The following is a 21989-nucleotide window of genomic DNA, read 5'->3' as shown; positions in this document are numbered from 1 at the left end:
CACCAGCGACCCGTCCGCGGCAGAGGACCGTATGCGGCACGATCCGTTCGACTATCCCCGCCGCTGGGAGGCCGACGTCCTGCTGTCCGACGGTGGAACCGTCCACCTGCGTCCGATAGTCCCCGACGACGCGGACAAACTGGTCGCCCTGCACGGCAGGTTGTCCGAACGCACCAGATACCTGCGGTACTTCGGCGCGTATCCCAGGATTCCGAAGCGGGACCTCGACCGATTCTCCATCGTGGACCATCACGATCGAGTCGCGTTCGCCGCGATGCTCGGGGACGACATCGTGGCGGTCGGCAGGTACGAACGGCTCGAGGGCGGCGACTCCGCCGAGGTCGCATTTCTGGTCGACGACGCTCATCAGGGCAGAGGCCTCGGCTCGATCCTGCTGGAGCACCTCGCGGCCGCCGCATCCGAACGCGGGCTGCGCCGCTTCGTCGCCGAGGTGCTGGCGGAGAACGCCGCCATGGTGCGGGTCTTCCGGGATGCGGGTTACCAGGTCAGCAGGGCTTTCGAGGAAGGTGTGCTGCATCTCGAGTTCGATATCGACCCCACCGAGGAGTCTCTCGCGGTCGCCAGGGCAAGGGAACAGGCCGCCGAGGCTCGCAGTGTGCACAACCTGCTGCATCCGACATCGGTGGCCGTGATCGGCGCGTCGACGGACCCGACCAAGATCGGCTACGTGGCGCTGACGAACCTGTTGTCCGCCGATTTCGCGGGCACCGTGTATCCGGTGAACCCCGAGCACCGATCCGTTCGCGGCGTCCGTGCTTATCCGTCTGTTGTGGACATTCCAGATCCGGTAGACCTCGCCGTGGTCGCCGTTCCGGCCGAGTCGGTCGAGTCGGTGCTCGACGGGGCACTGGAGAAGGGCGTCAAGACGCTGCTCATCGTGTCCGGCGGATTCGGCGAGGCGGGCCCGCACGGCCTGCACGCCGAACTGCGGCTGGTCGGCGAGGCCAGGGCACACGGGATGCGCGTCGTCGGGCCCAACGCGCTCGGCGTACTGAACACCGACAGCGGTGTCCGGCTGAACGCCACTCTGGCCCCCCGGTTACCCGCCAGGGGCAGAACCGGCTTCTTCTGCCAGTCCGGCGCGCTGGGCATCGCCATCCTGGCCGACGCGGAGGCACGCGGACTCGGACTCTCGACCTTCGTCTCCGCTGGTAACCGCGCCGACGTGTCGGGCAACGACCTGCTGCAGTACTGGGAGAGCGATCCGAACACCGACCTCGTACTGCTGTATCTGGAGTCCTTCGGTAACCCCCGTAAGTTCGCCCGCCTCGCGCGCAGACTCGCCCGTACGAAACCCATCGTCGCGGTGAAGTCCGGGCGCCACGCGGTCCGCCCGCAGCTGGCCGCCACCTCGGCCGAGGTCGACGAGTCGAGTGTGCAGGCGCTGTTCGAGCAGGCAGGCGTGGTGCGGGTCGACTCGCTGGCGCAACTTTTCGACACCGCGCTCGTATTCGCCCACCAGCCGCTGCCCTCGGGTGCCAGGATCGGGATCGTGGGCAACTCCAGCGCGATCGGCCTGCTGGCCGCGGACACCGCTCGCGCGCAGGGTCTGCAGCTCGGGATCGATCCGGTGGACGTCGGACCGCAGGCAGGTCCCGAGGAGTTCGCCGCGGCGGTGGGGGAGGCGCTGAGTTCGCCGGACGTGGACGCGCTCGTGGTCGTGTTCGTCCCGCCACTGGCGATTCCGGGCACCAGCTACGCCAGGGCGCTGCGGGAGGCGGTCGTGGAGACCGGCAGGCAGCGGGAGAAGCCCATCGTGTCCACCTTCCTCGCCGCCGAAGGAGTGCCCGCGGAACTGGCGGTCACCGGCGACGACGGGACTCCCGTACGAGGTTCGATCCCTTCGTACCCCTCCCCGGAGCGGGCGGTGAACGCGCTGGCCAGAACCGTCAGATACGCGGCTTGGCGGGAGCGCCCGCAGGGCAGCATCGTCCGGCCAGAGGGGTTACATCCGGAGCGGGCCCAAGCCGTGGTCCGGGAACTGCTGGCCGGCCAGGACATCGAGTCTGGCTTGCCACTCGACGACGACGACGCGCTGCGGCTGCTCGGCTGTTACGGCATCGAGGTGGTGCCGTTCCGGAACGTGTCCTCGGCTGACGACGCCGTGGCCGCGGCGGCGGATCTGGGGTATCCGGTGGCGGTGAAGGCCGTGGACGAGCGGCTGCGCGGGCGCCCGGACCTGCTCGGTGTGCGTCTGGACCTGATGTCCGAGGAGTCGGTGCGGACGAGCTACCGCGACATCCGCGAGGTGTCCGGATCCGAGCACATGTACGTGCAGCGGATGGCGCAGAAGGGATTGTCCTGCGTCATCGGCCTGCAGGACGATCCCTCGTTCGGCACCCTGGTCTCCTTCGGGCTTTCGGGCGTCGTCAGCACCCTGCTCGGCGACCGGGCGTACCGGTCGATTCCGGTGACCGACGTGGACGCCGCGACGCTGGTACGCGAGCCGAGGACCGCTCCGCTGCTCACCGGGTATCGCGGGGACGAGCCCGCGGATCTCGCCGCGCTGGAGGACCTGGTGCTGCGGATCGCCGCGCTCGCGGAGGACAACCCCGAGGTCCGTTCGCTGGCGCTGGACCCGGTGCTGGCCTCCCCTTCGGGCGCGGTCGTCGCCAACGCGCGCATCGTGCTGGGCCCGCCGCCCTCCCGCCCGGACACCGGCCCGCGCCAGCTGCGGCCGATCACCACCCCCGACGAGGACTCGCCGACGAGTTGACCGGTGTACCAATCCCGCGCACTTTCCCGGGAAAGTGCGAGACGTGGGCGTCAGAACCTGTCGGGGTCAGTGGTTCGCCTGGTGCTCACCGTAGGAGCCTTCCACCGTCGGTGGCGAGTTGTTGGTGAACGAATTCCCGCCCGTCGTGCACCCATACCGGATCAGAGCAGTGGATGTGCTCGGATTTCAGCTTCTGTTTAACGATTTTGTAGGTAGATGTCCGTGGTAGTTCGTTGACGATTCGCACGAATCTCGGCCACTGTTTCGGCCCTAGGTCCGGTTGTGCGGCAAGGAAGTCGCCGAGTTCGCGTGGCCCCGGTCGCCTTGTCTCGTCGAGCACGACCGCGGCCATCACGGCGTCGCCGACCCCGCCGGGATCGGGTACGCCGTACACGGCTGCCTCGAGCACTCCGGGATGTCGCAGCAGGATCCGCTCGATCGGCGCCGTGCCCAGGTTCTCCCCTCCGACCCGCATCCAGTCGCCCAGCCTGCCCGCGAAGTAACAGAATCCCGCCCTGTCGATGTAGGCGAGATCGCCGGTGAAGTAGCGGCCGTTCCGCAGTCGTTGAGCGTCGGCCTCCGGATCGCCGTAGTAGCCCGCGAACCATCCCGCGCCCCCGGTGTTGACCAGTTCGCCCACAGCGTCCTCGGCGTTGAGCAATGTTCCCGCCGCATCGAACTCGGCGGGTGGGCACACTTCGCCGGTGTCCTGGTGCAGGATCAGCACTCCGTCGGTGGGCCTGCCGAGGGAACCGGGCGGGGTGTCCGGGGTTCTGGCGAACCCGACACCGCCCTCGGTGGAGCCGAACGCGTCCACGACGCGGCAGCCGAACCTGCTGGCGAACGCGGCCAGGTCTGCTTCGGCGCCCTCGTTGCCGTACACCACCTTCAGTGGGTTGTCGGCGTCGTCCTGGCGCGATGGTGTGGCGAGCACATAGGAAAGTGGCGTGCCGACATAGTTGGCGTAGGTGGCGCCGAAAGTTCGCACGTCGTCGAGAAAGCCGGAGGCGGAGAACTTCCGCCTCAGCGCGATTGTGGCCCCAGCGGCCAGCCCGACCGACCAGCCCGCCATCACCGCGTTCGAGTGGAACATCGGCATCGACACATACACCGTGTCCGAACTGGACAACTGGAATCGCTCGGCCAGCATTCGGCCGGGAAACGCGATCTTGCCGTGCGTGCAGCGCACCGCCTTCGGATCCCCGCTCGTGCCTGAGGTGTAGATCAACATCAGCAGGTCGTCCGCGGTCACCGTGACCGGCCGTAGCGGCACACCTCGGTGTGCGGCCAGTGCGCCCAGCCATTCCGGACCGTCGAGGGCCAGCACGCGCGCACCGCCGAGGTCGAGCCCGGCCAGCAGGCCCGCGTACTTCGCTTCGGTGAGCACGAGTGCGCACTCGGCGAGCCGCACATCTCTGGCCAGCGCCTGGCCCCTGCGGGTGGTGTTCAGCCCGGCCAGCACCACCCCGGACAGTGCCGCGCCGCCGAGGAGAAAGGAGAACTCGGGCAGGTTGTCCGCCAGCACGCCGACGTGTGGTGGACGTGCGTCGGCGAGCAGTCCCCGCAGGGCGGCCCCGTACTCGTTGCAGAAGCCGACCTGCTGTGCCCACGACCAGCCGTGCTCCTCGAACCGCAGTCCCGGATGGTCATCGTCGCTTCGCGCGAGCAGCAGTTCGGTGACGGTGGGGGCGGCGGAGGCCGGGCTCATGCTGTCGCTGCCTCGGCCAGCAGTGCCCCCAGCGACCGCAGTTGTGCCGTGGCACCACCGAGCGCGAACTCGCCACGCTTGGCTGCGGCGAAGTACCGGTGCAACTGGTGGTCGACGTCGATGCCGACGCCGCCGTGGACGTGGACCGCCGTGTGGGCGACGCGGTGTCCGGCCTCGGCGGCCCAGAACTTGGCGGTGGCGGCCTCCTCGGCGCCACCCTGGCCCTCGGCCAGGCACCACGCCGCCTGCCACAACGTCAGCCGGACGGCCTCGACGTCGGTGTAGGCGTCGGCCAGGCGCTGCCGCACCGCCTGGAACGCCCCGATCACCTGGTCGAACTGTCTGCGTTCGCGGGCGTACTCCGCGGTGAGTTCCAGTGCTCGCTCGAGCACCCCCAGCTGCTGGGCCACCAGGCCCACCGTCCCCCGCAGACGCAACCACTCGGCGATGTCCACGGTGCCCGGAACGTTCGCGCCGAGTCGGTCCGCGTCGGTGACGGTCACGTCGGTGAGTTCGACCAGCGCCGCGTCGGCGCGGTCAACCACCTGTTGCTCGCGCACCGAAACGCCGGCGCGGTCGCGCTCCACCAGGAACACGGCGTCTGCCTGCGCCGTCCTGGCGGGTATCAGCAGCCCGTCGGCGAAGGCCGCGAAGCCGACGGCGGTTTGGGCTCCGGAGAGCCGGAGGCCGTGCTCGCTGCGGTGGGCGCTGAATCCGGGCGGGTCGCCTGCGTCGGGAAGAGCGACCGTCAGCACGCGCTCACCCCGGGTCACCGGTACCAGCCAGCGTTCCCACTGCTCGCTGGTGCCGAACTCCGCGAGCGCGGCCGCGGCCATGGTCACGGTCTGTGCGAACGGTACCGGCGCGACGGCTCTGCCGAGTTCGACGAGCACCGAACACTGTTCCAGCAGACCGAATCCGCCGCCGCCCACCGCCGACGGCAGTGCGGCGTCGAGAATCCCGGCCCTGGTCAGATCCGTCCACAGCGCACGGTCGAAGCCGCCGGTGCCGTGCCGCTCCGGTTGCTCCCCGACGGGGGACGCGGACGCGATTTTGCGGGTCAGCCCCGCGAGGTCCCGTTGTGCCTCGGTGAATGCGAAGTCCATGATCAGTCCTCCTGTCATCGCGATTGGGGCCGAGCCCGCTCCGGAACGGAGTTCAGCGGGACACCGGCAATCCGAGCGCCGTCGCGGCGATGATGTCGCGTTGGACCTCGTTGGTGCCGCCGCCGAAGGTCAGGATCAGCGAGGACCGGTGCATGCGTTCGATCCGGCCGCGCAGCAGCGCTCCCTGCGAGCCCTCCCGGACGACCGCGCCCGCGCCGAGTACCTCCATCAACAGGCGATAGGCCTCGATCGCGAACTCGGTGCCGAACACCTTGGTCGCCGAAGCCTCCGCGGGCCCGAGTTCGTTCTCGCCAGCGGCCCATGCGATCTTCCAGTTGCGCAGCTTCAGGTACTCGGCCTGCGCGTGCACCCTGGCGAGGTGCAGCCGCACCCACTCGGCGTCGATGACCCGGCCGCCCCAGGGCGCGGTGGTGGCCGCGGCCCACTCGGTGACCTCCCGCAGTGCGGACCGCACCGGGGCGGCCGAGGTGAGCGCGACTCGCTCGTGGTTGAGCTGGTTGGTGATCAGTGGCCAGCCGGCGTTCTCCTCGGCGATCCTGGCCGATACCGGGACGCGGACGTCGGAGTAATAGGTCGCGCTCGTTCCGGGACCCGCGACGGTGTGCACCTTCGTCCAGGAGAAGCCCTCGGCCGAGGTGGGCACGATCAGGATGCTCAGGCCCTTGTGTTTGCGCGCGTCCGGATCCGTTCGCGCGGCCAGCCAGATGTAGTCGGCGTACTCGATCAGGCTCGTCCACATCTTCTGGCCGTTCACCACGTAGGTGTCTGCCTCGCGCACCGCGCGGGTACGCAGCGAGGCGAGATCGGTTCCGGCCTCTGGTTCGGAGTAGCCGATCGAGAAATGCAGTTCGCCCGCCGCTATCCGCGGAAGGTAGAACTCCTTCTGCTCCTCGGTGCCGAACCGCATGATCGTCGGTCCGATGGTGTTGATCGTCAGGAAGGGTACCGGGACACCGGCCACCGCCGCCTCGTCGGTGAAGATCAGCTGGTCGAGCATGGGACGTTCCTGCCCGCCGTAGGCCTTCGGCCAGCCGATGGCCAGCCAGCCGTCCCGCCCGAGGGTGCGCACGATGTCCTTGTAAGCGCTGCCGTCGCCGTACTCGCCGCCTTCGCCGCGCAGTGCCTCCCTGCGTTCGGAGGTCATCAGTGTCGCGAAGTACTCCCGTAGCTCGTCCCGCAGCCGTTCGTGCTCCGGCGCGTAGCTGATCCGCATCCGAACCTCGCCTCACCCGTTGTCCTGGTATTGGTCGCCACTGGAGGGTTAGTGTAGAACAAGTTCTAGTTCTACCGGGAGGGTTGTTCGCAAGTCGGTAGACAGGGCCGCCCCGGAGAGGTCCCGCTGTGGCGGGCTTTTGTGTCGCAGTAGGGGTGGTCGTGGCTGTCGACTGCAGGTGAGGCGCGGCATGACCGCACGTCGTCAGTGAAAAACCCGACTTTGAATAAGACACCGAAAACCGGACGGGAGGAAGTCATGAAGGTGAGCGTCGATCGCACGCTCTGTGAGGCGAACGAGGTATGCGTCGCCATCGCGCCCCGGGTCTTCGAGATCGATGACGACGACGAGCTGCGCATCATCGACCCCGCGCCACCCGCAACTGAAGTAGAACGTGTTTCTCAGGCGGTTGCTTCTTGTCCAAAGAATGCCCTGCTCATGCGGGAATAGCCCGCCGATTTTGCCCCTTGCTGTTTGCGAGAACAGATTCTAGTCTGTGCCGTGAGACGCGAACCAACGGCGGTTCGCGGGACTTCCCGAGGGAGGCAGTGCGGTGAAAGCGGCGGTGCTGAACGCGATCGGCGACGACAGGCTCGAGATGCGTGACGACGTCACGACGGTCGATCCGGGGCCGCACGAGGTTCGGATCGGAGTCCGGGCTTCGGGCGTCTGTCACAGCGATCTATCGGCGATGGACGGCACGCTGCCCGCGCTGGCTCCGGGCGTCGTCGGACATGAGGGCGCGGGCGAGATCCTCCAGGTCGGGTCCGCCGTCGAACACCTCGTTCCCGGTGACCACGTGACGGTGTCCTTCGTGCCACCGTGCGGCAACTGCTCGAGTTGTCTGCGCGGCGAGCCCAACCTGTGCGCGGTGCACGCGATCGCCGCGTTCACCTCCCCTCGCTTCCGGATCGGCGATACGCCGCTGTTCGGCTACGCGGGACTGGGGACATTCGCCGAGGAGGTGGTTGTTCCCGCGGCGGGAGCCATCAAGGTGGATCCCGATGTGCCCTTCGAAACCGCGGCGCTGATCGCGTGCGGTGTGCTGACCGGAGTCGGCGCCGTACTCAATACGGCGCGGGTCGCCCCTGGCTCGACGGTGGTGATCATCGGCTGTGGCGGGGTCGGGATCTCGGTGATCCAGGGTGCGCGACTTGCGGGTGCGACCACGATCGTCGCCGTGGATCCCGTCGCGGGCAAGCACGACATCGCGAAACGGTTCGGCGCCACGCACGCCACCACCCCTGACGGGCTCGAGGAACTCAAGCAGTCGGTGGCGGCGGAGGGGTTCGACTACGCCTTCGACGTGGTCGGTCTCCCGGCCACGATCCGGTCCGCATGGGACAACGCGCGCCGTGGCGGATCGGTGGTTGTCGTCGGTGCGGGCAAGGGCGACGCGATGGTCCAGTTCAGCGCGCAGGAGTTGTTCCTGCACGACAAGAAGATCCTCGGCTCGTTCTATGGTTCCTCACACGTACACCGGGACACGGCGCGAATGCTGGCCTTCTGGCGTGCCGGACTGCTCGACCTCGACGGCATGATCTCGCGCAAGCTGGAGTTCGACGACATCAACGACGGTCTCGCGTTGCTACGCGAGGGCAGCACCGACGTCATCCGCCAGGTGGTGACGATCGCGTGAGCGCGGAGGACACCGGGCTCGACGGCAAGGTCGCGATCGTCACCGGCGCCGGCGCGGGCCTCGGCAGGGCCGAGGCGCTGGCGCTGGCCGGTGCGGGGGCCTCGGTGATCGTCAACGACCTCGGGGACACGGCCACGACCGTAGCCGGGGAAATCGAAGCGCTGGGCGGTAAGGCCCTGCCGGTGTCCGGTGACGTGTCCGACTCCGCCTGTGCCGAGGCTCTGGTCCGCGCCGCCACCGAACACTTCGGCGGTCTGCACGTGCTGGTGAACAACGCGGGCATCGTCCGGGATCGAATGTTGTTCAACATGAACGATGAGGACTGGGACACGGTCGTCCGAGTGCACTTACGCGGGCATTTCCTGTTGTCCCGCAACGCGACGGCACATTGGCGTCAACAGTCCAAAGCAGAGGGCGCACCGGTCTTCGCCCGCGTGGTCAACACCGCATCCGAGGCGTTTCTCGTCGGTTCGGAGGGACAGCCGAACTACGCGTCGGCGAAAGCGGGAATCGCCGCGCTCACGGTGGCCACCGCCCGTTCCTGCGGCCGGTACGGCGTGCGGGCGAACGCGATCTGCCCTAGGGCGCGCACGGCGATGACCGCGAGGACTTTCGGTGACGTGCCCGAGGGCGAGGCTGACCCGCTTTCGCCCGACCATGTGGCGCCGTTGGTCACGTTCCTGGCCTCTCCGGCCGCCGAGCGGATCACCGGGCAGGTCTTCGTCGTACACGGAGGCATGGTCGCCCTGTTGAACCCGCCCACCGTGCGGCAACGTTTCGACACCGAAGGTCCGTTTTGGACGCCGGCTGAACTCGCCGATCGGGTCGGCGGCTACTTCGACGATCAAGATCCGAACCAGATGTTCTCCGCACCCGAAATCCTGAACCTCCGCTGATCCGAGGAGCCAGCTCATGACGCTTACCGTGCAGCCGCACCGCGAGTCGCTCGGCCTGAAGACCGGCCAGCTCTACATCGACGGCCAGTGGGGTCCCGCGAAGGACGCGGCGACATGGACCCATCAGCATCCGGCCACGGGCGAGGAGGTCGGTGATTTCGCGGTGGCCGGTGTGGCCGACGTGAACGAAGCGGTCGCCGCCGCCCGCCGCGCCTTCGATTCGGGAATCTGGTCGAACTCCCGTGCGAACGTCCGGATAGGACTGTTGCACCGGTACGCGGACCTGTTGCGTGAGCACGCCGAGGAGCTGCGTGGGCTGCAGGCGCTGGACAACTCCGTCCCGCTGTCCTTCGGCGGTATCTATGCGACCTCGGTCGGGGCAGCCGCCGACGTCTTCGATCATCACGCCGGATGGGTGGACAAGGTCGGCGGGCAGACGCTGCCGCCGTACCAGGGTGGGGACCACCTCGCCATGACCTTCCGTGAACCAATCGGCGTGGTGGCCGCGGTCCTGCCGTGGAACGCGCCGTTCCTGCTGTTCGCACAGAAGGTCGCGCCCGCGCTCGCCGCCGGGTGCACGGTCGTGCTGAAGCCTTCGGAGTACGCGACGTTCTCGGTGTTGCGCATGGTGGAGCTGCTGGTCGAGGCGGGCCTGCCGGACGGGGTACTCAACGTCGTCACCGGGCCGGGCGATCCCGTTGGCGAGGCCCTGATCACGCACCGGGATGTCGACAAGGTGAGTTTCACCGGCAGCAGGGCGATCGGTAAACGGATCGTGGAAGCGTCAGCGGGGACACTCAAGCGGGTGTCACTGGAACTCGGTGGCAAGAGCCCGGCGATCGTCTTCGCCGACGCACCCAACATCGGTCTCGCCGCCGCCACCGTGGTCGGCGCGGTGACGATGGGTCTGTCCGGACAGGCCTGCGTCGCCAACACCAGGGCACTCGTGCATCGCGACGTCTACGACGAGTTCCTCGCTGCCGCACAGGGAATGGCGGCAGGTGTCACCTACGGCGACCCGTTCGACCCAGGAGTGATCTCCAGCCCGTTGATCAACGAGCGGCAGCTGGAACGCGTTCTCGGCTACATCGAACGCGGCAAGGCCGAGGGCGCCCGGTTGGTGACCGGCGGCGAGCGACTCGGCGGAGATCTGGCCTCGGGCAACTTCGTCGGTCCCACGATCTTCGCCGATGTGGAGAACTCGTCGACCATCGCGCAGGAGGAGATCTTCGGCCCGGTGCTGGCAGTCGTCCCGTTCAGCGACGAGGACGAGGCCGTCCGGCTGGCCAACGACACCGAGTACGGCCTCGGAGCCGGGTTGTTCTCCTCGGACGTCCAGCGCACGTTCCGCGTGGCACGGCGACTTCGGGTGGGCACGATAGGTATCAACGGATTCCAGATCGAGCCGCACCTGCCCTTCGGCGGCTTCAAGCAGTCCGGTCTCGGCAGGGAAGGCGGCCAGTCCGCCTTCGAGGCGTACACGGAACTGAAGACGGTGATGCTGCCACTGACCGACGAAATGATGTAGGAGCCGGCAGGAGCGGAGCACTCGCGGCGGTAGCGGAATTCCTGGAAGGACACGGGTATGGGCAGGCTCGATGGCAAGGTCGCACTGGTCACGGGTGCGGCGCGGGGGCAGGGAGCGGCCACCGTTCGCCGCTTTGTCGCCGAGGGCGCGCGCGTGCTGATCGCTGACATCGCCGACGAGGCCGGTAAGTGCCTCGCGGACGAACTGGGCGATGCGGCCGTCTACCAGCACCTCGACGTCGGGTCGGAGGAGGACTGGGCCGTCGCGATCGAGCGGGCCCTCGATGAGTTCGGCTCGATCGACGTGCTGGTCAACAACGCGGGCATACTGCACTTCTCGCAACTGGGTGACACGCGGCTCGCCGACTACGAGCGGGTCATCCGGGTCAACCAGATTGGCGCGTTTCTCGGCATGCGCTCGGTCGTTGAGCCTATGACGGCCGCCGGTGGCGGTTCGATCGTCAACGTGTCCTCTGTGGAGGGGTTGGCCGGAATGCCGTTCCTCGTCGCGTACACGGCGAGCAAGTTCGCGATTCGCGGAATGACGAAGGTCGCCGCGCTCGAACTCGGCGACCGGGGCATTCGGGTGAATTCCCTGCATCCCGGCATGATCGACACCAAGATGGTGCAGGACGCTGCGGGCGGAGCCGAGGTGGATCTGTCCCGCGTCGGCCGCAAGGTCGCCCTCGGCAGGGTCGGTCAGCCGGAGGAGATCGCCGGTCTGGCATTGTTCCTGGCCTGCGACGACAGCTCCTACTGCACGGGCTCCGAGTTCGTCGCTGACGGGGGAGCGACGGCCACCCATGCATTGAAGGTGTGAGAGGGCGGCGGCTGTGAACTGCGGATTGCGAGATCATGGTGATTCGTGGAACTCGGCCGACGTAGTCCCGCTATCGAGGCGGCAGGGCGTCACGCAGCAGAACTGGACTGTCCCTGCGAATCGTAGCCCTGGGGACTCGATCGCGGACCCGAGTTAGCAGAGAGATACAGAGCCAGAGCCAGAGGCAGAGCCAGAGTCGGAACCGGTGGCGGAGGAGTGATGGGCAGCGGTAGCACGAGCATCACCTTTCCCGGCGCCGGCGCGCTGATCCAGGTCGGCCGGCTCTCTACCCTTTCCTGGGAGGTACTGCGCGCGATTCCGCGCAGGCCGTTCCAGTTCCGCGAGTGGATCCAGCAGTGCTGGTTCTTCGCCAGTGTCACCATCCTGCCGACCGCATTGGTCGCGATTCCCTTCGGCGCGGTGATCGCCCTCCAACTGGGTTCGCTGACTCAGCAGATCGGCGCACAGTCGTTCACCGGGGCCGCCAGCGCGCTCGCGATCGTGCAGCAGGCGAGTCCGCTGATCACCGCGCTGCTGGTCGCGGGTGCGGGCGGCAGCGCCGTCTGCGCCGACATCGGGGCCCGCAAGATCCGCGAGGAGATCGACGCGATGGAGGTGCTGGGGGTCAATCCCATCCAGCGCCTGATCGTGCCGCGTGTGCTGGCCGCGATGGTGGTTTCGGTGCTGCTCAACGGTTTGGTGAGCGTCGTAGGGGTGCTGGGCGGCTACTTCTTCAACGTCGTCATGCAGGGCGGTACGCCCGGCGCCTACCTGGCCAGCTTCAACGCGCTCGCCCAGCTGCCCGACCTCTGGGTCAGCGAGATCAAGGCGCTGCTGTACGGATTCGTCGCCGGGGTGGTGGCCGCCTTCCGTGGCCTGAACCCGTCCGGTGGCCCCAAAGGTGTCGGGGACGCCGTGAACCAGGCCGTCGTGATCACCTTCCTGCTGCTGTTCCTGATCAACGTCGTGCTGACCGCGATCTACCTCCAGATCGTCCCCCCGAAGGCGTTGTGACATGGATGCTTCCGTGAGGCGCGGCCGTCAGGCCGACAACGATGCGCGCACTGGCCCGGAGGGCCCGCTAGCGGGGGCGGCGGGGCGCCTTCGCGCGCGACGTGCGGGACGCTGGGTGTTGCGCCCTGTCGAAACGATCGCGGTCGCGCGGGGTCTGGTGCGGGGTGTTGTGACATGGGCACTCCGGTGAGTGAGCAGCGCGTGTCCGACCGGACACTGGAGATCATCGCGCGTCCCGGTGCCGGACTCGAGGGGTTCGGCGCACAGCTGTCCTTCTATGTCCGCGCGCTGGCCTGGACGCCCCGGACACTGCGCCGCTACGGCAGGGAGTATCTGCGGCTGCTCACCGAGGTGTCGTTCGGCACCGGGGCGCTGGCGGTGATCGGCGGCACGCTCGGCGTGATGATCGGCATGACGCTGTTCACCGGGCTGATCGTCGGCCTGCAGGGATACTCGGCGCTGAACCAGCTCGGGACAGCGGCACTCACCGGCTTCATCTCCGCGTACTTCAACACCCGCGAGGTCGCACCGCTTTCGGCGGGACTGGCGTTGTCGGCGACGGTCGGCTGTGGCTTCACCGCCCAGCTCGGCGCGATGCGGATCTCCGAGGAGATCGACGCCCTCGAGGTGATGGGCGTGCCCAGCATGCCCTACCTGGTCACGACCCGGGTCCTCGCCGGTGTCACCGCGGTCATCCCGCTCTACGCCGTCGGTCTGCTGTCGTCGTACCTCGCCTCCCGGCAGATCACCATCTGGTTCTACGGGCAATCGGCGGGAACCTACGACCACTACTTCAACCTGTTCCTGCCACCGGAGGACGTGCTCTGGTCCTTCGGCAAGGTGATCATCTTCAGCGCGCTGGTGATCCTTTCGCACTGCTACTACGGCTACACCGCGCGCGGGGGTCCGGCCGGGGTGGGTATCGCCGTGGGCAGGGCCGTGCGCACGGCGATCGTGCTGATCGCCGTGCTCGACTTCTTCCTCAGCCTGGCGATCTGGGGCTCCAGCACCACCGTGCGGATTTCGGGATGACAGGGAAGGCGGGACGGCCATGGGCATGACACCGGCACGGCGCACCCTGCTGCGACGCCTGCGCCATCAGGTGCTCGGCCTGGTCTTCCTGGTCGTGGTCGCCCTGTTCTTCACCACCACCGTCGCGATCTACAACAAGGCCTTCACCGAGTACGTCGGCGTCCGGCTGGAGACCGACCACGTCGGCAACCAGATGCGGGCGGGCGCCGACGTGAAGGTGCGGGGCATGCTGGTCGGTGAGGTGCGCGGGATCGAGACCACCGGTGAGCACGCCGTGCTACACCTCGCGATCCAGCCGGAAAAGACCGACGTGATACCGGCCGACGTGTCGGCGAGGCTGCTGCCCAAGACGTTGTTCGGTGAGCGCTACGTCGCACTCCAGCTCCCGGAGGACGGCACGGGCAGGCGCATCTCCGACGGCGACGTGATCGGGCAGGATCGCAGCAGCACCGCGATCGAACTCGAGGAGGTGCTCGGTAACGTGCTGCCGCTGCTGCGGTCCGTGCAGCCGCAGAAACTGTCCAGCACCCTCGGTGCCGTATCGACCGCGCTGGAGGGCCGCGGCGAGCAACTCGGCACCACCCTGACCCAGCTCTCCGGTTATCTCGGCGAACTGACACCGTCGCTGCCTGACCTCAAGGCCGACATCAGTGCGCTGGCCGACGTCGCCGACACCTACGACCGCGCGGCGCCCGATTTCCTCGCCGCGCTCGCCGATCTGACGACGACCACGAGAACGCTCGTGCAACAGCGTGAGCAGCTGGCCGGCCTGTTCGCCTCGGTCACCTCGGCCTCGACCGATCTGCGAAGTTTCCTCGAGGTCAACAAGGACAACCTGATCGACCTCACCGCGACGGCCCAGCCGACGCTCGACGTGCTGGCCAAGTACGCGCCCGAGTATCCGTGCCTGCTCAAGCAACTCGCGGACTCGATCCCCGCGGCCGAGGAGGCGTTCGGGGCAGGCACCGACGAGATGAACCACGTCAACATCCGTTTCACCGCGAGCAGGGGCAAGTATCTTCCCGGTGTCGACGAACCCCGGTACGACGACAAGCGCGGTCCGCGCTGCTATCCCCAGGTACCCGCGCCAGGACGCTGGCCGCAGTACCCGCCCGGCGGGCCGATCAAGGACGGGTCCAGCCATCCCCCGCCGCCCAGCTCGCCCGATGGCACCCTGCCCGGTTCCGGGGGCGGGGGAGCGCCGGCGGGTGTGCCTTCGATCGCGAACTCCCCCGAGGAGCACAGGTTGATCGCCGCGCTGCGTGCGGGGCAGACGGGGGTTTCACCTGAGGAGGTCCCAGGGTGGACCGGCCTGCTGCTCGGGCCGCTCTACCGGGGTGCGGAGGTGACTGTCGAGTGAGGAGCTTCGTCCCGTCACTGGTCAAAATCCTGATCTTCGCCGTCGTCACGGTGATGCTGACCGCCGTGTTGGGCGCGACCATCGCCAACACCAACTTCGGCGATGCCTCGGGTTACACCGCACGGTTCACCAACGCCTCCGGACTGCACGAGGGTGACGACGTGCGGATCGCCGGGGTCAAGGTCGGGCAGGTCGGCGCCATCACCGTCGCGGAGGACGATTCCGCCGAGGTGCGTTTCGACGTGGCAACGGCCCACACGCTGCCCGCCCTGGTGACCGCGACCGTGAAGTATCGCAACCTCGTGGGGCAGCGCTATCTCGCACTCAACACCGATGTGGACGGAGGCGGGCAGCTACGGGAGGGCGAGTCGATCCCGGTCGAGCGCACCCAGCCCGCGCTCGACCTCACCGTGCTGTTCAACGGATTCAAGCCGTTGTTCCAGGCGCTCGACCCGAAGGAGGTGAACCAGTTGTCCTACGAGATCATCCAGGTCTTCCAGGGGGAGGGCGGCACCATCCGGAGCCTGCTGTCCCACACCGCGTCCCTCACCTCGACCATCGCCGACAAGGACGAGGTGATCGGCGAGGTCATCGGCAACCTGAACGAGGTGCTCGCGACGGTGAACGGACGTGGGCCCGAGCTGTCCGGACTCATCGAGACGACTCAACAGCTGGTCACCGGACTCGCCGAACAGCGCGAACCGATCGGCGAGGCGATCACCGCGCTGGGCGGCCTGACCGAGGCGACGTCCGGGCTGCTGTCCGAAGCGCGGCCGCATCTGCGCAAGGACATCGAGGCGCTGGGCGAACTTTCGGGCAACCTCGCCGACTCCGAGGAGCTGCTCGACGAACTGCTCACGGTGATGCCGGGCAATCTGGAGAAGTTCACCAGAACCCTGAGCTACGGCGGCTGGTACAACTACTTCCTCTGTGGACTCTCCGGCACCATCGGGATCTCCTCACTGAACATCACGGTGCCGATCCTGCCGTTGCCCGCCACCGCGCAACCGGAGAGGTGCCAGACCTCATGACACCGCTGCGCCAGCGAAACCAGGCCGCCGTCGGCGCGGTGACTCTCGTCGTGCTCGCGCTGACCATGGCGGTGGTGTACTCCGCCGACTCGTTGCCCTTCGTCGACAACGGCATCACCTACTCCGCCGAGTTCGCCGAGTCCGCGGGGCTGGCGCCGGACAACGAGGTGCAGGTCGCGGGAGTCCGGGTCGGCGAGGTCGAGGATGTGGTGCTGGACGGCAAGAAGGTCCACGTCACCTTCAAAGTGGAGGGCGCGAGGGTCGGTTCCGATTCCACCGCCTCGATTGAGATCAAGACGCTGCTCGGCGAGAAGTTCCTCGCGATCCAGCCGGCAGGTGACAGCCCGCAGGATCCGAACGAGACGATCCCGCTGGAACGCACCAGGACCCCGTTCCAGCTGCAGGACGCCTTCGATCAGCTCTCCAGCACCGTGGAGGAGATCGACACCGAACAGCTGGCCCAGAGCTTCACCGTGCTGTCCGAAAGTCTGCGCGACACCCCGGAACACGTCCGGGACGCGCTGGACGGACTGTCGGCGCTGTCCAGAACGGTGTCCTCGAGGGACGACGAGCTCGGTGAGCTGCTGGCCAACACCGGGCAGGTCAGTCAGATCCTCGCCGACCGCAACGCGGAGCTGGTGAAGATCGTCGGGGACGGAAACCTGCTGCTGGCCGAACTGCAGAACCGGGAGGAGGCGATCGACGCACTGCTCACCGGCGCCCAGGAACTGTCCGCCGAACTGTCCGGACTCGTCGCCGACAACAGCGCGCAGCTGCGGCCCGCGCTGGAGAAGCTCGGCATCGTCACCGATGTGTTGCAGCGCAACCAGGACAACCTCAACCGCAGCCTCGAACTGCTGGCCCCGTTCAGCCGGGTGGGCGCCAACGCCACCGGCAACGGACGCTGGTTCGAGGGATACATCTGCGGACTGTTCCCGCCGGTCATCAACGCGGGCGGGGCGCGGATCAACCCCGAGGGCTGCACACCGCCGCTCTCCGCGCCGGATCAGGGCGTCACGCAGCAAGGGGGGAACTGACATGTCGGCCATGCGCGTCGAGACCAGGGCGCAGCGCAGCGTGTACTCCTGGTTCGCATTGGGCTGCGCGGCGGTCCTGCTGCTATCCGCGGGCCTCTGGTTCGTGCTACGGGATTCGAGCGGAACCCGGCTCGCGGCGTACTTCGAGAAGACCGTGGGACTGTACGAGGGTTCCTCGGTGCGAGTTCTGGGCATCGAGGTCGGGGAGATCACCGGCGTCACCCCGCAGGGTGGCACGGTGCGAGTGGACATGGTGGTCGACGCAGGGGTACCGATCCCGCCGGAGGCCGGTGCCGTCGTGGTCGCGCCGAGCCTCGTGAGCGACCGGTACGTGCAGCTGACACCCGCCTACGACACCGGTGAGCAGATGCGCAGCGGCGCGATCATCCCCCTCGAGCGCACCGCGACCCCCGCCGAACTGGACGATCTCTACGAGAGTTTGAACGAACTGTCCACGAGCCTTGGTCCGGAAGGGGCGAACTCCGACGGCGCGCTGTCGGACGCGCTCGACACCGCGGCGGCGAACCTGGAGGGCAACGGGAAGAACGTGAACAACACGGTCGCCGAGCTCGCCCAGCTGTCCAGGACGTTCGCGGATTCCAAGGGCGATCTGTTCGCGACCGTGCGCAACCTGCAGTCCTTCACCTCAGCGCTCGCCGACAGCGACCGTCAGCTCAACGAGTTCTACGAACGCGTCGCCGATGTGACCGGTTTCCTGGCCGAGGACGCCGACGACGTCGGCGCCGCGTTGTCGGCACTGGCCGGTTCGCTCACCGACGTCCGCGAGTTCGTCGAAGAGAACCGCGACCTGCTTTCGTCCAATGTGGAGAAGCTCACCGGTATCAGCGGAGTGCTGGTGGATCAGCGGGCGGCGCTGGCCGAGGTGCTCGACGTCGGTCCGACCGGGCTGACGAACTTCATCAACGCCTACGATTCCGCCTCGGGCAGCATCCAGATCCGGTACAACGCCAACGAACTCACCCACCCGCTGCTGACCACCCTGTGCCGGGTGCTCAGCGCGGGCACACCCGAGCGGCTTCCGGACGCGCTCGGCCCGCTCTGCGAGACGATCTCGGATATCGAGTCCGGCGTGCTGAAGGTGCCGTCGCTGTCGCAGATGCTGGCCTCCATGCAGCGCGGTGAGCTGCCACCGCTGCCGCTTCCGCTGGCGGACGTCCTCATCGAGGACATGCAGGGAGGTGGCCGATGAACAGGATCCGAGTTCTCCGGCGGGCGTTGGCAGCGGCGGCTGTCACCGCCCTGCTGCTGGCGACCGCGGGCTGCGGGGAGGGCGGGTTCTCCGGCCTGTACAACACGCCGCTGCCCGGCGGCGCCGATCTCGGTGCGCACCCCTATCGCGTCACCGCGGAGTTCTCCGACGTACTCGACCTCGTGCCCCAGTCCCATGTCAAGACCAATGACGTACCGATCGGCAGGGTGGACCGGGTAGAGCTTGCGCCGAACACGAAACACGCCATCGTCAGCATGACCCTCAACGGAGACATTCCGTTGCCTGCCAACGCGAGTGCCGAGCTGCGCCAGTCGAGCCTGCTCGGTGAGAAATTCGTCGAGCTGCGGGCCCCTGCGGACGAGCAGGCACAGGGGACGCTCGGCGAGGGTGCGGTGATCCCGTTGGCCAGGACCGGTCGCAACGCCGAGGTCGAGGAGGTACTCGGTGCACTCTCGCTGCTGTTGAACGGTGGTGGAGTTGAACAGCTGCGGACTATCGTGCAGGAGTTGAACGCCGCGTTGTCGGGCAACGAAGCCGAGATCCGCGCCTTGCTGTCTCATGTGGACACGATTGCGACCGAACTGGACGGGCAGAAGGGGGAGATCATCAGGGCGATCGACGGACTGAACCGGCTCTCCAGCACCCTGGTCCAGCAGACGGACAACCTCACCACGGCACTCGACGACCTCGCCCCGGGGCTGCGGGTGGTGACCGAGCAACGGGACCAGCTCGTCGGGATGTTGCAGGCCCTGGACCGGCTGTCCGGGGTCGCGGTGGAAACCGTGAACCAGAGCCGGGACCAGCTCGTGGCCAACCTCAGGGCGCTCGAACCCACGTTGCGTAAACTCGCCGAAGCGGGACAGAACCTGCCGATCGCGATGAAGATCCTGCCGACCTATCCGCTGCCGAGTGTCGCGGGTGCGGTGTTCAAGGGTGACTACGCCAACGTCAGGGCGCGCCTCGACTTCAACCTGGACTCGATCTACCGGAACCTCACGAACTCCTCGCAGCCACCTTTCCAAACGCCGCAGTCCACTGTGCCTGGTGACGGCGATTCGGCCGAGCCGGGTCAGGGGCAGGGCGGCGACACATCCGGACCCGCCGAGTTACCCGCGCTGCCGCTGCCGCCCGCCGCGACCGGTGAGCGGAACGGCTCCGGTATGCCCGGCGGATTGCTCGGCTCGCTGCTGGGGGGTAGCTGATGCTCACCAGGAAACATCGAGGTCAGTTACTCGCGTTCGCGGTCATCGCCGTTGTGTCGGTCGTCTACGTCGGCGGTACATACGCCGGGCTGGACCGCCTCTTCGGTGCCCGCGGTTACGTCGTCACGGCCCAGCTGACCGACTCCGGCGGCATCTTCGTCAACGCCGAAGTCACCTACCGGGGCGTCGCCGTGGGCCGGGTCGTGGCGATGGACCTGACCGAGAACGGCGTCGAGGTGTCGCTCGACATCGACTCCGACGCACCACCCATCCCCGCCGACACCGAGGCCGCCGTGGCCAACCGCTCGGCGGTCGGTGAGCAGTACGTGGACCTGCTCCCACCGGATGAAGAGGGGCCGTTTCTCGAGGACGGCTCGGTGATCGGGCCCGGCCGCACCTCGATCCCGCTTTCCCCGGACACGGTCCTGAGTGGTCTGGACGGACTCGTCCGCAGCGTCGACCCGCAGTCGTTGCGCACCGTCGTGGACGAGACCCATGATGCCTTCGCCGGAGCGGGCCCGGACCTGGCGCAGCTGCTCGACACCGCGGAATCGTTCACCACCAAGGCCAGCGAGCATCTGCCCCAGACCCGTGCCCTGCTCTCCGACGGCCGGATCGTGCTGGACACCCAGCGCAGACAGGCGGGCAACATCACCGAACTGTCGAAGGGCCTGCGCACTCTCACCGCGGAGCTGAAGGCCGCCGACCCAGATCTGCGGGCGGTCATCGACGAGGCGCCCAAACTGGGCAGACAGGTCAGCGAGGTGCTCGCCACTTCCGGTGCCGACCTTGGCATCGTGCTCGCCAATCTGCTCACCACGGCCAAGATCACCACTTCGCGCAAGGACGCCATCGAACAGTTGCTCGTCGCCTATCCGGTCGCTGCGGCCCTCGGCCCCTCGATCACCTCCAATGGGGAAGGGCACCTGGGATTCGTGTTCAACATGTTCGACCCGTTCTCCTGCACCAAGGGCTACGAGGCGACCGAGCAGCGACCGGCCAGTGACACCTCGGACGTCCCGCCGAACACCGACGCGTACTGCGCCGAGCCACCCGGCAGTCCCACCGGTGTCCGGGGAGCGCAGAACGCGCCGTTCGCCGGAACTCCGGTGGAAGTACCTCAGCCGCGTCCCTCGCCACACGGTGGGCAACCCAGGACCGATGGCCTGCCAGGACTACTCGGCCTGCTCACCGGCGCCGGTCCCGCCGATCTCGGCGGCCTGCTCGGACTGCCGCGATCATGAGCGATGCCAGGCGGGACCCGGTCCGCGACGTGCTGATCGCGCTCGCCGCGGTGGCACTGCTCGCCGCGGCCTGGTTCGGCTGGACCTGGTGGAGTGCCGCACACGACGAGCAGCTGTCACTCGCGCGGGAGCGGGACAGGGTGCTGGCGGAGGTGTCGACCGCGCTGGTCACGCTCAACACCATCGACCATCGCACCGCGCGGCAGGACGTGGACGACTGGATCGCGGCGACGGCGGGGCAGCTGCACGACGACCTGAGCGGGGACCGCCAGCTCCAGCTGGACCGGGCTGCGGGAACCCGGAGCGTGGCGGAGGCGAGCCTGCTGAAGGCGGCTGTGACCGAGCTGGACGCGGTGACCGGCACCGCTCGGTTGGTCGCGGTGCTCGATGTCCAGGTAGCGACCAAGGGCGAGCCAGCCACCTCCCGGCGGAGCAGACTCACCGTCGAGGCGCAGCGGACCAGTGACGGCTGGAAGGTGAGCACTGTGCAGGCGGCGGGCTGATGGATACCGGCACGACCGACGAAACCGACACGACCGGCACGACCGGCGAGACCGGTACGGGCGGGCAGGACGCCGGGCGCGCGGGCCGGCGCGAGCGTGCGCGCGTCAAGGACGCCCGGAGCAGGCGTGCCACCGTACTGGCCGTTCTGTCGGTGATCGTGGTGCTCGCCACGGTGTCGGCCGTCTGGTCCGGCCTGCGTGCGGGTGAACTCACCGCCGGTGACCCGGCGGGCAACGTGGCCTTCGTCGACGACGCTGCGACCAACGAGTTGCGGGAGCAGGTGGGCGCGGCGGTGAAGGCGCTCTTCTCCTACGACTACAGCAATCTCGCCCGCACCGAACGGGCCGCCGACTCGCTGCTGGTCGGCGATGCGGTGGTGCAGTACGAGTCGAGCTTCGCCGCGGCGCGCGAACAGGCGCTGGAGCAGCAGCTCGTGCGAACGACCACCATCCGCTCGGCAGGTGTCGACGAACTGCGCGGCGACACCGCCCGGCTGCTGGTGATCCTCGACCAGCAGACGCTTCGGACCGAGACGAATGAGCAGACCTCCTCGGCCGCCGTACTCGACGTCGTCGCCACCCGATCCGGTGGCGAATGGAAGATCGCGAGCCTCGCCGCCCGCTGATCACGCTCCGGGATGTCCCCAATGTGGCATTGGGGACGTTGA

19 protein-coding genes are annotated in these 21989 nt (G+C 67.9%); 16 read left to right on the top strand and 3 right to left on the bottom strand.

Annotation, left to right across the window (positions count from 1 at the left end; translation table 11 throughout):
- Positions 1-31 precede the first annotated feature (31 nt).
- Positions 32-2737 carry a bifunctional acetate--CoA ligase family protein/GNAT family N-acetyltransferase gene (locus tag D0C15_RS07525; RefSeq protein ID WP_116042366.1) on the top strand — a complete coding sequence of 902 codons (2706 nt, stop codon included), beginning with the start codon at positions 32-34 and terminating at the stop codon, positions 2735-2737.
- An 85-nt stretch (positions 2738-2822) separates the two neighbouring features.
- Here the strand turns inward: D0C15_RS07525 and D0C15_RS07520 are convergent, their stop codons facing one another.
- The 3 genes from D0C15_RS07520 to D0C15_RS07510 are packed head-to-tail and all read right to left on the bottom strand — an operon-like array spanning position 2823 to position 6785.
- Entirely contained in the window at positions 2823-4445 is a 1623-nt protein-coding gene (locus tag D0C15_RS07520) for a long-chain-fatty-acid--CoA ligase (protein WP_116042024.1), read from the bottom strand.
- Positions 4442-5551, bottom strand: coding sequence for an acyl-CoA dehydrogenase family protein (locus D0C15_RS07515; protein WP_116042021.1), 1110 nt, complete (start codon positions 5549-5551; stop codon positions 4442-4444). Before D0C15_RS07515 ends, D0C15_RS07520 begins: the two co-directional genes overlap by 4 nt.
- Positions 5552-5603: 52 nt before the next feature.
- Positions 5604-6785 carry an acyl-CoA dehydrogenase family protein gene (locus D0C15_RS07510; protein WP_116042019.1) on the bottom strand — a complete coding sequence of 394 codons (1182 nt, stop codon included), beginning with the start codon at positions 6783-6785 and terminating at the stop codon, positions 5604-5606.
- 258 nt (positions 6786-7043) lie between these two features.
- Here D0C15_RS07510 and D0C15_RS07505 point away from each other — a divergent pair, with 258 nt between their 5' ends.
- The 15 genes from D0C15_RS07505 to D0C15_RS07435 all read left to right on the top strand — a co-directional run bounded on the left by D0C15_RS07505 (position 7044) and on the right by D0C15_RS07435 (position 21947).
- Positions 7044-7235, top strand: a complete 192-nt coding sequence (locus D0C15_RS07505) for a ferredoxin (RefSeq protein ID WP_116042016.1) — start codon at positions 7044-7046, stop codon at positions 7233-7235.
- 103 nt (positions 7236-7338) lie between these two features.
- Positions 7339-8424, top strand: a complete 1086-nt coding sequence (locus tag D0C15_RS07500; RefSeq protein WP_116042013.1) for a Zn-dependent alcohol dehydrogenase — start codon at positions 7339-7341, stop codon at positions 8422-8424.
- On the top strand, positions 8421-9320 hold the full coding sequence (locus D0C15_RS07495) for a 3-oxoacyl-ACP reductase (RefSeq protein WP_116042011.1): 900 nt from the start codon (positions 8421-8423) through the stop codon (positions 9318-9320). The genes D0C15_RS07500 and D0C15_RS07495 overlap by 4 nt, the downstream gene beginning before the upstream one ends.
- Before the next feature lie 16 nt (positions 9321-9336).
- Positions 9337-10848 (top strand): aldehyde dehydrogenase family protein, encoded by a 1512-nt coding sequence (locus D0C15_RS07490; RefSeq protein ID WP_116042008.1) that lies wholly within the window; start codon positions 9337-9339, stop codon positions 10846-10848.
- A 57-nt stretch (positions 10849-10905) separates the two neighbouring features.
- A complete protein-coding gene (locus D0C15_RS07485) occupies positions 10906-11667 on the top strand; it encodes a glucose 1-dehydrogenase (RefSeq protein WP_116042005.1) in 762 nt (253 codons plus the stop codon).
- Positions 11668-11886: 219 nt separating this feature from the next.
- The gene (locus tag D0C15_RS07480) at positions 11887-12681 is read left to right on the top strand and encodes an MlaE family ABC transporter permease (RefSeq protein WP_116042003.1); all 795 of its coding nucleotides are present in this window, start codon (positions 11887-11889) and stop codon (positions 12679-12681) included.
- A 174-nt stretch (positions 12682-12855) separates the two neighbouring features.
- The gene (locus D0C15_RS07475) at positions 12856-13713 is read left to right on the top strand and encodes an MlaE family ABC transporter permease (RefSeq protein ID WP_116042001.1); all 858 of its coding nucleotides are present in this window, start codon (positions 12856-12858) and stop codon (positions 13711-13713) included.
- A gap of 25 nt (positions 13714-13738) precedes the next feature.
- The gene (locus D0C15_RS07470) at positions 13739-15073 is read left to right on the top strand and encodes an MCE family protein (protein WP_116042364.1); all 1335 of its coding nucleotides are present in this window, start codon (positions 13739-13741) and stop codon (positions 15071-15073) included.
- Positions 15070-16104, top strand: coding sequence for an MCE family protein (locus D0C15_RS07465; protein WP_116041998.1), 1035 nt, complete (start codon positions 15070-15072; stop codon positions 16102-16104). The genes D0C15_RS07470 and D0C15_RS07465 overlap by 4 nt, the downstream gene beginning before the upstream one ends.
- Positions 16101-17141: an MCE family protein gene (locus D0C15_RS07460; protein ID WP_116041995.1), complete on the top strand. Its 1041-nt coding sequence runs from the start codon at positions 16101-16103 to the stop codon at positions 17139-17141. The genes D0C15_RS07465 and D0C15_RS07460 overlap by 4 nt, the downstream gene beginning before the upstream one ends.
- A gap of 10 nt (positions 17142-17151) precedes the next feature.
- Positions 17152-18351, top strand: coding sequence for an MCE family protein (locus tag D0C15_RS07455; protein ID WP_116042361.1), 1200 nt, complete (start codon positions 17152-17154; stop codon positions 18349-18351).
- Positions 18348-19574, top strand: a complete 1227-nt coding sequence (locus D0C15_RS07450; protein ID WP_116041992.1) for an MCE family protein — start codon at positions 18348-18350, stop codon at positions 19572-19574. Before D0C15_RS07455 ends, D0C15_RS07450 begins: the two co-directional genes overlap by 4 nt.
- On the top strand, positions 19574-20818 hold the full coding sequence (locus D0C15_RS07445; protein WP_116041989.1) for an MCE family protein: 1245 nt from the start codon (positions 19574-19576) through the stop codon (positions 20816-20818). Before D0C15_RS07450 ends, D0C15_RS07445 begins: the two co-directional genes overlap by 1 nt.
- On the top strand, positions 20815-21321 hold the full coding sequence (locus D0C15_RS07440) for a hypothetical protein (protein ID WP_116041987.1): 507 nt from the start codon (positions 20815-20817) through the stop codon (positions 21319-21321). Before D0C15_RS07445 ends, D0C15_RS07440 begins: the two co-directional genes overlap by 4 nt.
- Positions 21321-21947 carry a hypothetical protein gene (locus tag D0C15_RS07435; protein ID WP_342768557.1) on the top strand — a complete coding sequence of 209 codons (627 nt, stop codon included), beginning with the start codon at positions 21321-21323 and terminating at the stop codon, positions 21945-21947. The genes D0C15_RS07440 and D0C15_RS07435 overlap by 1 nt, the downstream gene beginning before the upstream one ends.
- Positions 21948-21989 lie beyond the last annotated feature (42 nt).

The sequence above is a fragment of the Amycolatopsis palatopharyngis genome (assembly GCF_003385185.1).
GTDB lineage: Bacteria > Actinomycetota > Actinomycetes > Mycobacteriales > Pseudonocardiaceae > Amycolatopsis > Amycolatopsis palatopharyngis.
The sequence above is the reverse complement of the archived record's forward strand: the minus strand, read 5'-3'. Positions and strand labels throughout refer to the sequence as shown.

What these genes read in the sequence shown, in the direction of transcription:
- D0C15_RS07525 (WP_116042366.1), top strand. Translation starts at nt 32, where the DNA reads ATGCGGCACGATCCGTTCGACTATCCCCGCCGCTGGGAGGCCGACGTC.
- D0C15_RS07520 (WP_116042024.1), bottom strand. Translation starts at nt 4,445, where the DNA reads ATGAGCCCGGCCTCCGCCGCCCCCACCGTCACCGAACTGCTGCTCGCG.
- D0C15_RS07480 (WP_116042003.1), top strand. Translation starts at nt 11,887, where the DNA reads ATGGGCAGCGGTAGCACGAGCATCACCTTTCCCGGCGCCGGCGCGCTG.
- D0C15_RS07505 (WP_116042016.1), top strand. Translation starts at nt 7,044, where the DNA reads ATGAAGGTGAGCGTCGATCGCACGCTCTGTGAGGCGAACGAGGTATGC.
- D0C15_RS07475 (WP_116042001.1), top strand. Translation starts at nt 12,856, where the DNA reads ATGGGCACTCCGGTGAGTGAGCAGCGCGTGTCCGACCGGACACTGGAG.
- D0C15_RS07510 (WP_116042019.1), bottom strand. Translation starts at nt 6,785, where the DNA reads ATGCGGATCAGCTACGCGCCGGAGCACGAACGGCTGCGGGACGAGCTA.
- D0C15_RS07455 (WP_116042361.1), top strand. Translation starts at nt 17,152, where the DNA reads ATGCGCGTCGAGACCAGGGCGCAGCGCAGCGTGTACTCCTGGTTCGCA.
- D0C15_RS07460 (WP_116041995.1), top strand. Translation starts at nt 16,101, where the DNA reads ATGACACCGCTGCGCCAGCGAAACCAGGCCGCCGTCGGCGCGGTGACT.
- D0C15_RS07485 (WP_116042005.1), top strand. Translation starts at nt 10,906, where the DNA reads ATGGGCAGGCTCGATGGCAAGGTCGCACTGGTCACGGGTGCGGCGCGG.
- D0C15_RS07490 (WP_116042008.1), top strand. Translation starts at nt 9,337, where the DNA reads ATGACGCTTACCGTGCAGCCGCACCGCGAGTCGCTCGGCCTGAAGACC.
- D0C15_RS07515 (WP_116042021.1), bottom strand. Translation starts at nt 5,551, where the DNA reads ATGGACTTCGCATTCACCGAGGCACAACGGGACCTCGCGGGGCTGACC.
- D0C15_RS07435 (WP_342768557.1), top strand. Translation starts at nt 21,321, where the DNA reads ATGGATACCGGCACGACCGACGAAACCGACACGACCGGCACGACCGGC.
- D0C15_RS07440 (WP_116041987.1), top strand. Translation starts at nt 20,815, where the DNA reads ATGAGCGATGCCAGGCGGGACCCGGTCCGCGACGTGCTGATCGCGCTC.
- D0C15_RS07470 (WP_116042364.1), top strand. Translation starts at nt 13,739, where the DNA reads ATGACACCGGCACGGCGCACCCTGCTGCGACGCCTGCGCCATCAGGTG.
- D0C15_RS07445 (WP_116041989.1), top strand. Translation starts at nt 19,574, where the DNA reads ATGCTCACCAGGAAACATCGAGGTCAGTTACTCGCGTTCGCGGTCATC.
- D0C15_RS07450 (WP_116041992.1), top strand. Translation starts at nt 18,348, where the DNA reads ATGAACAGGATCCGAGTTCTCCGGCGGGCGTTGGCAGCGGCGGCTGTC.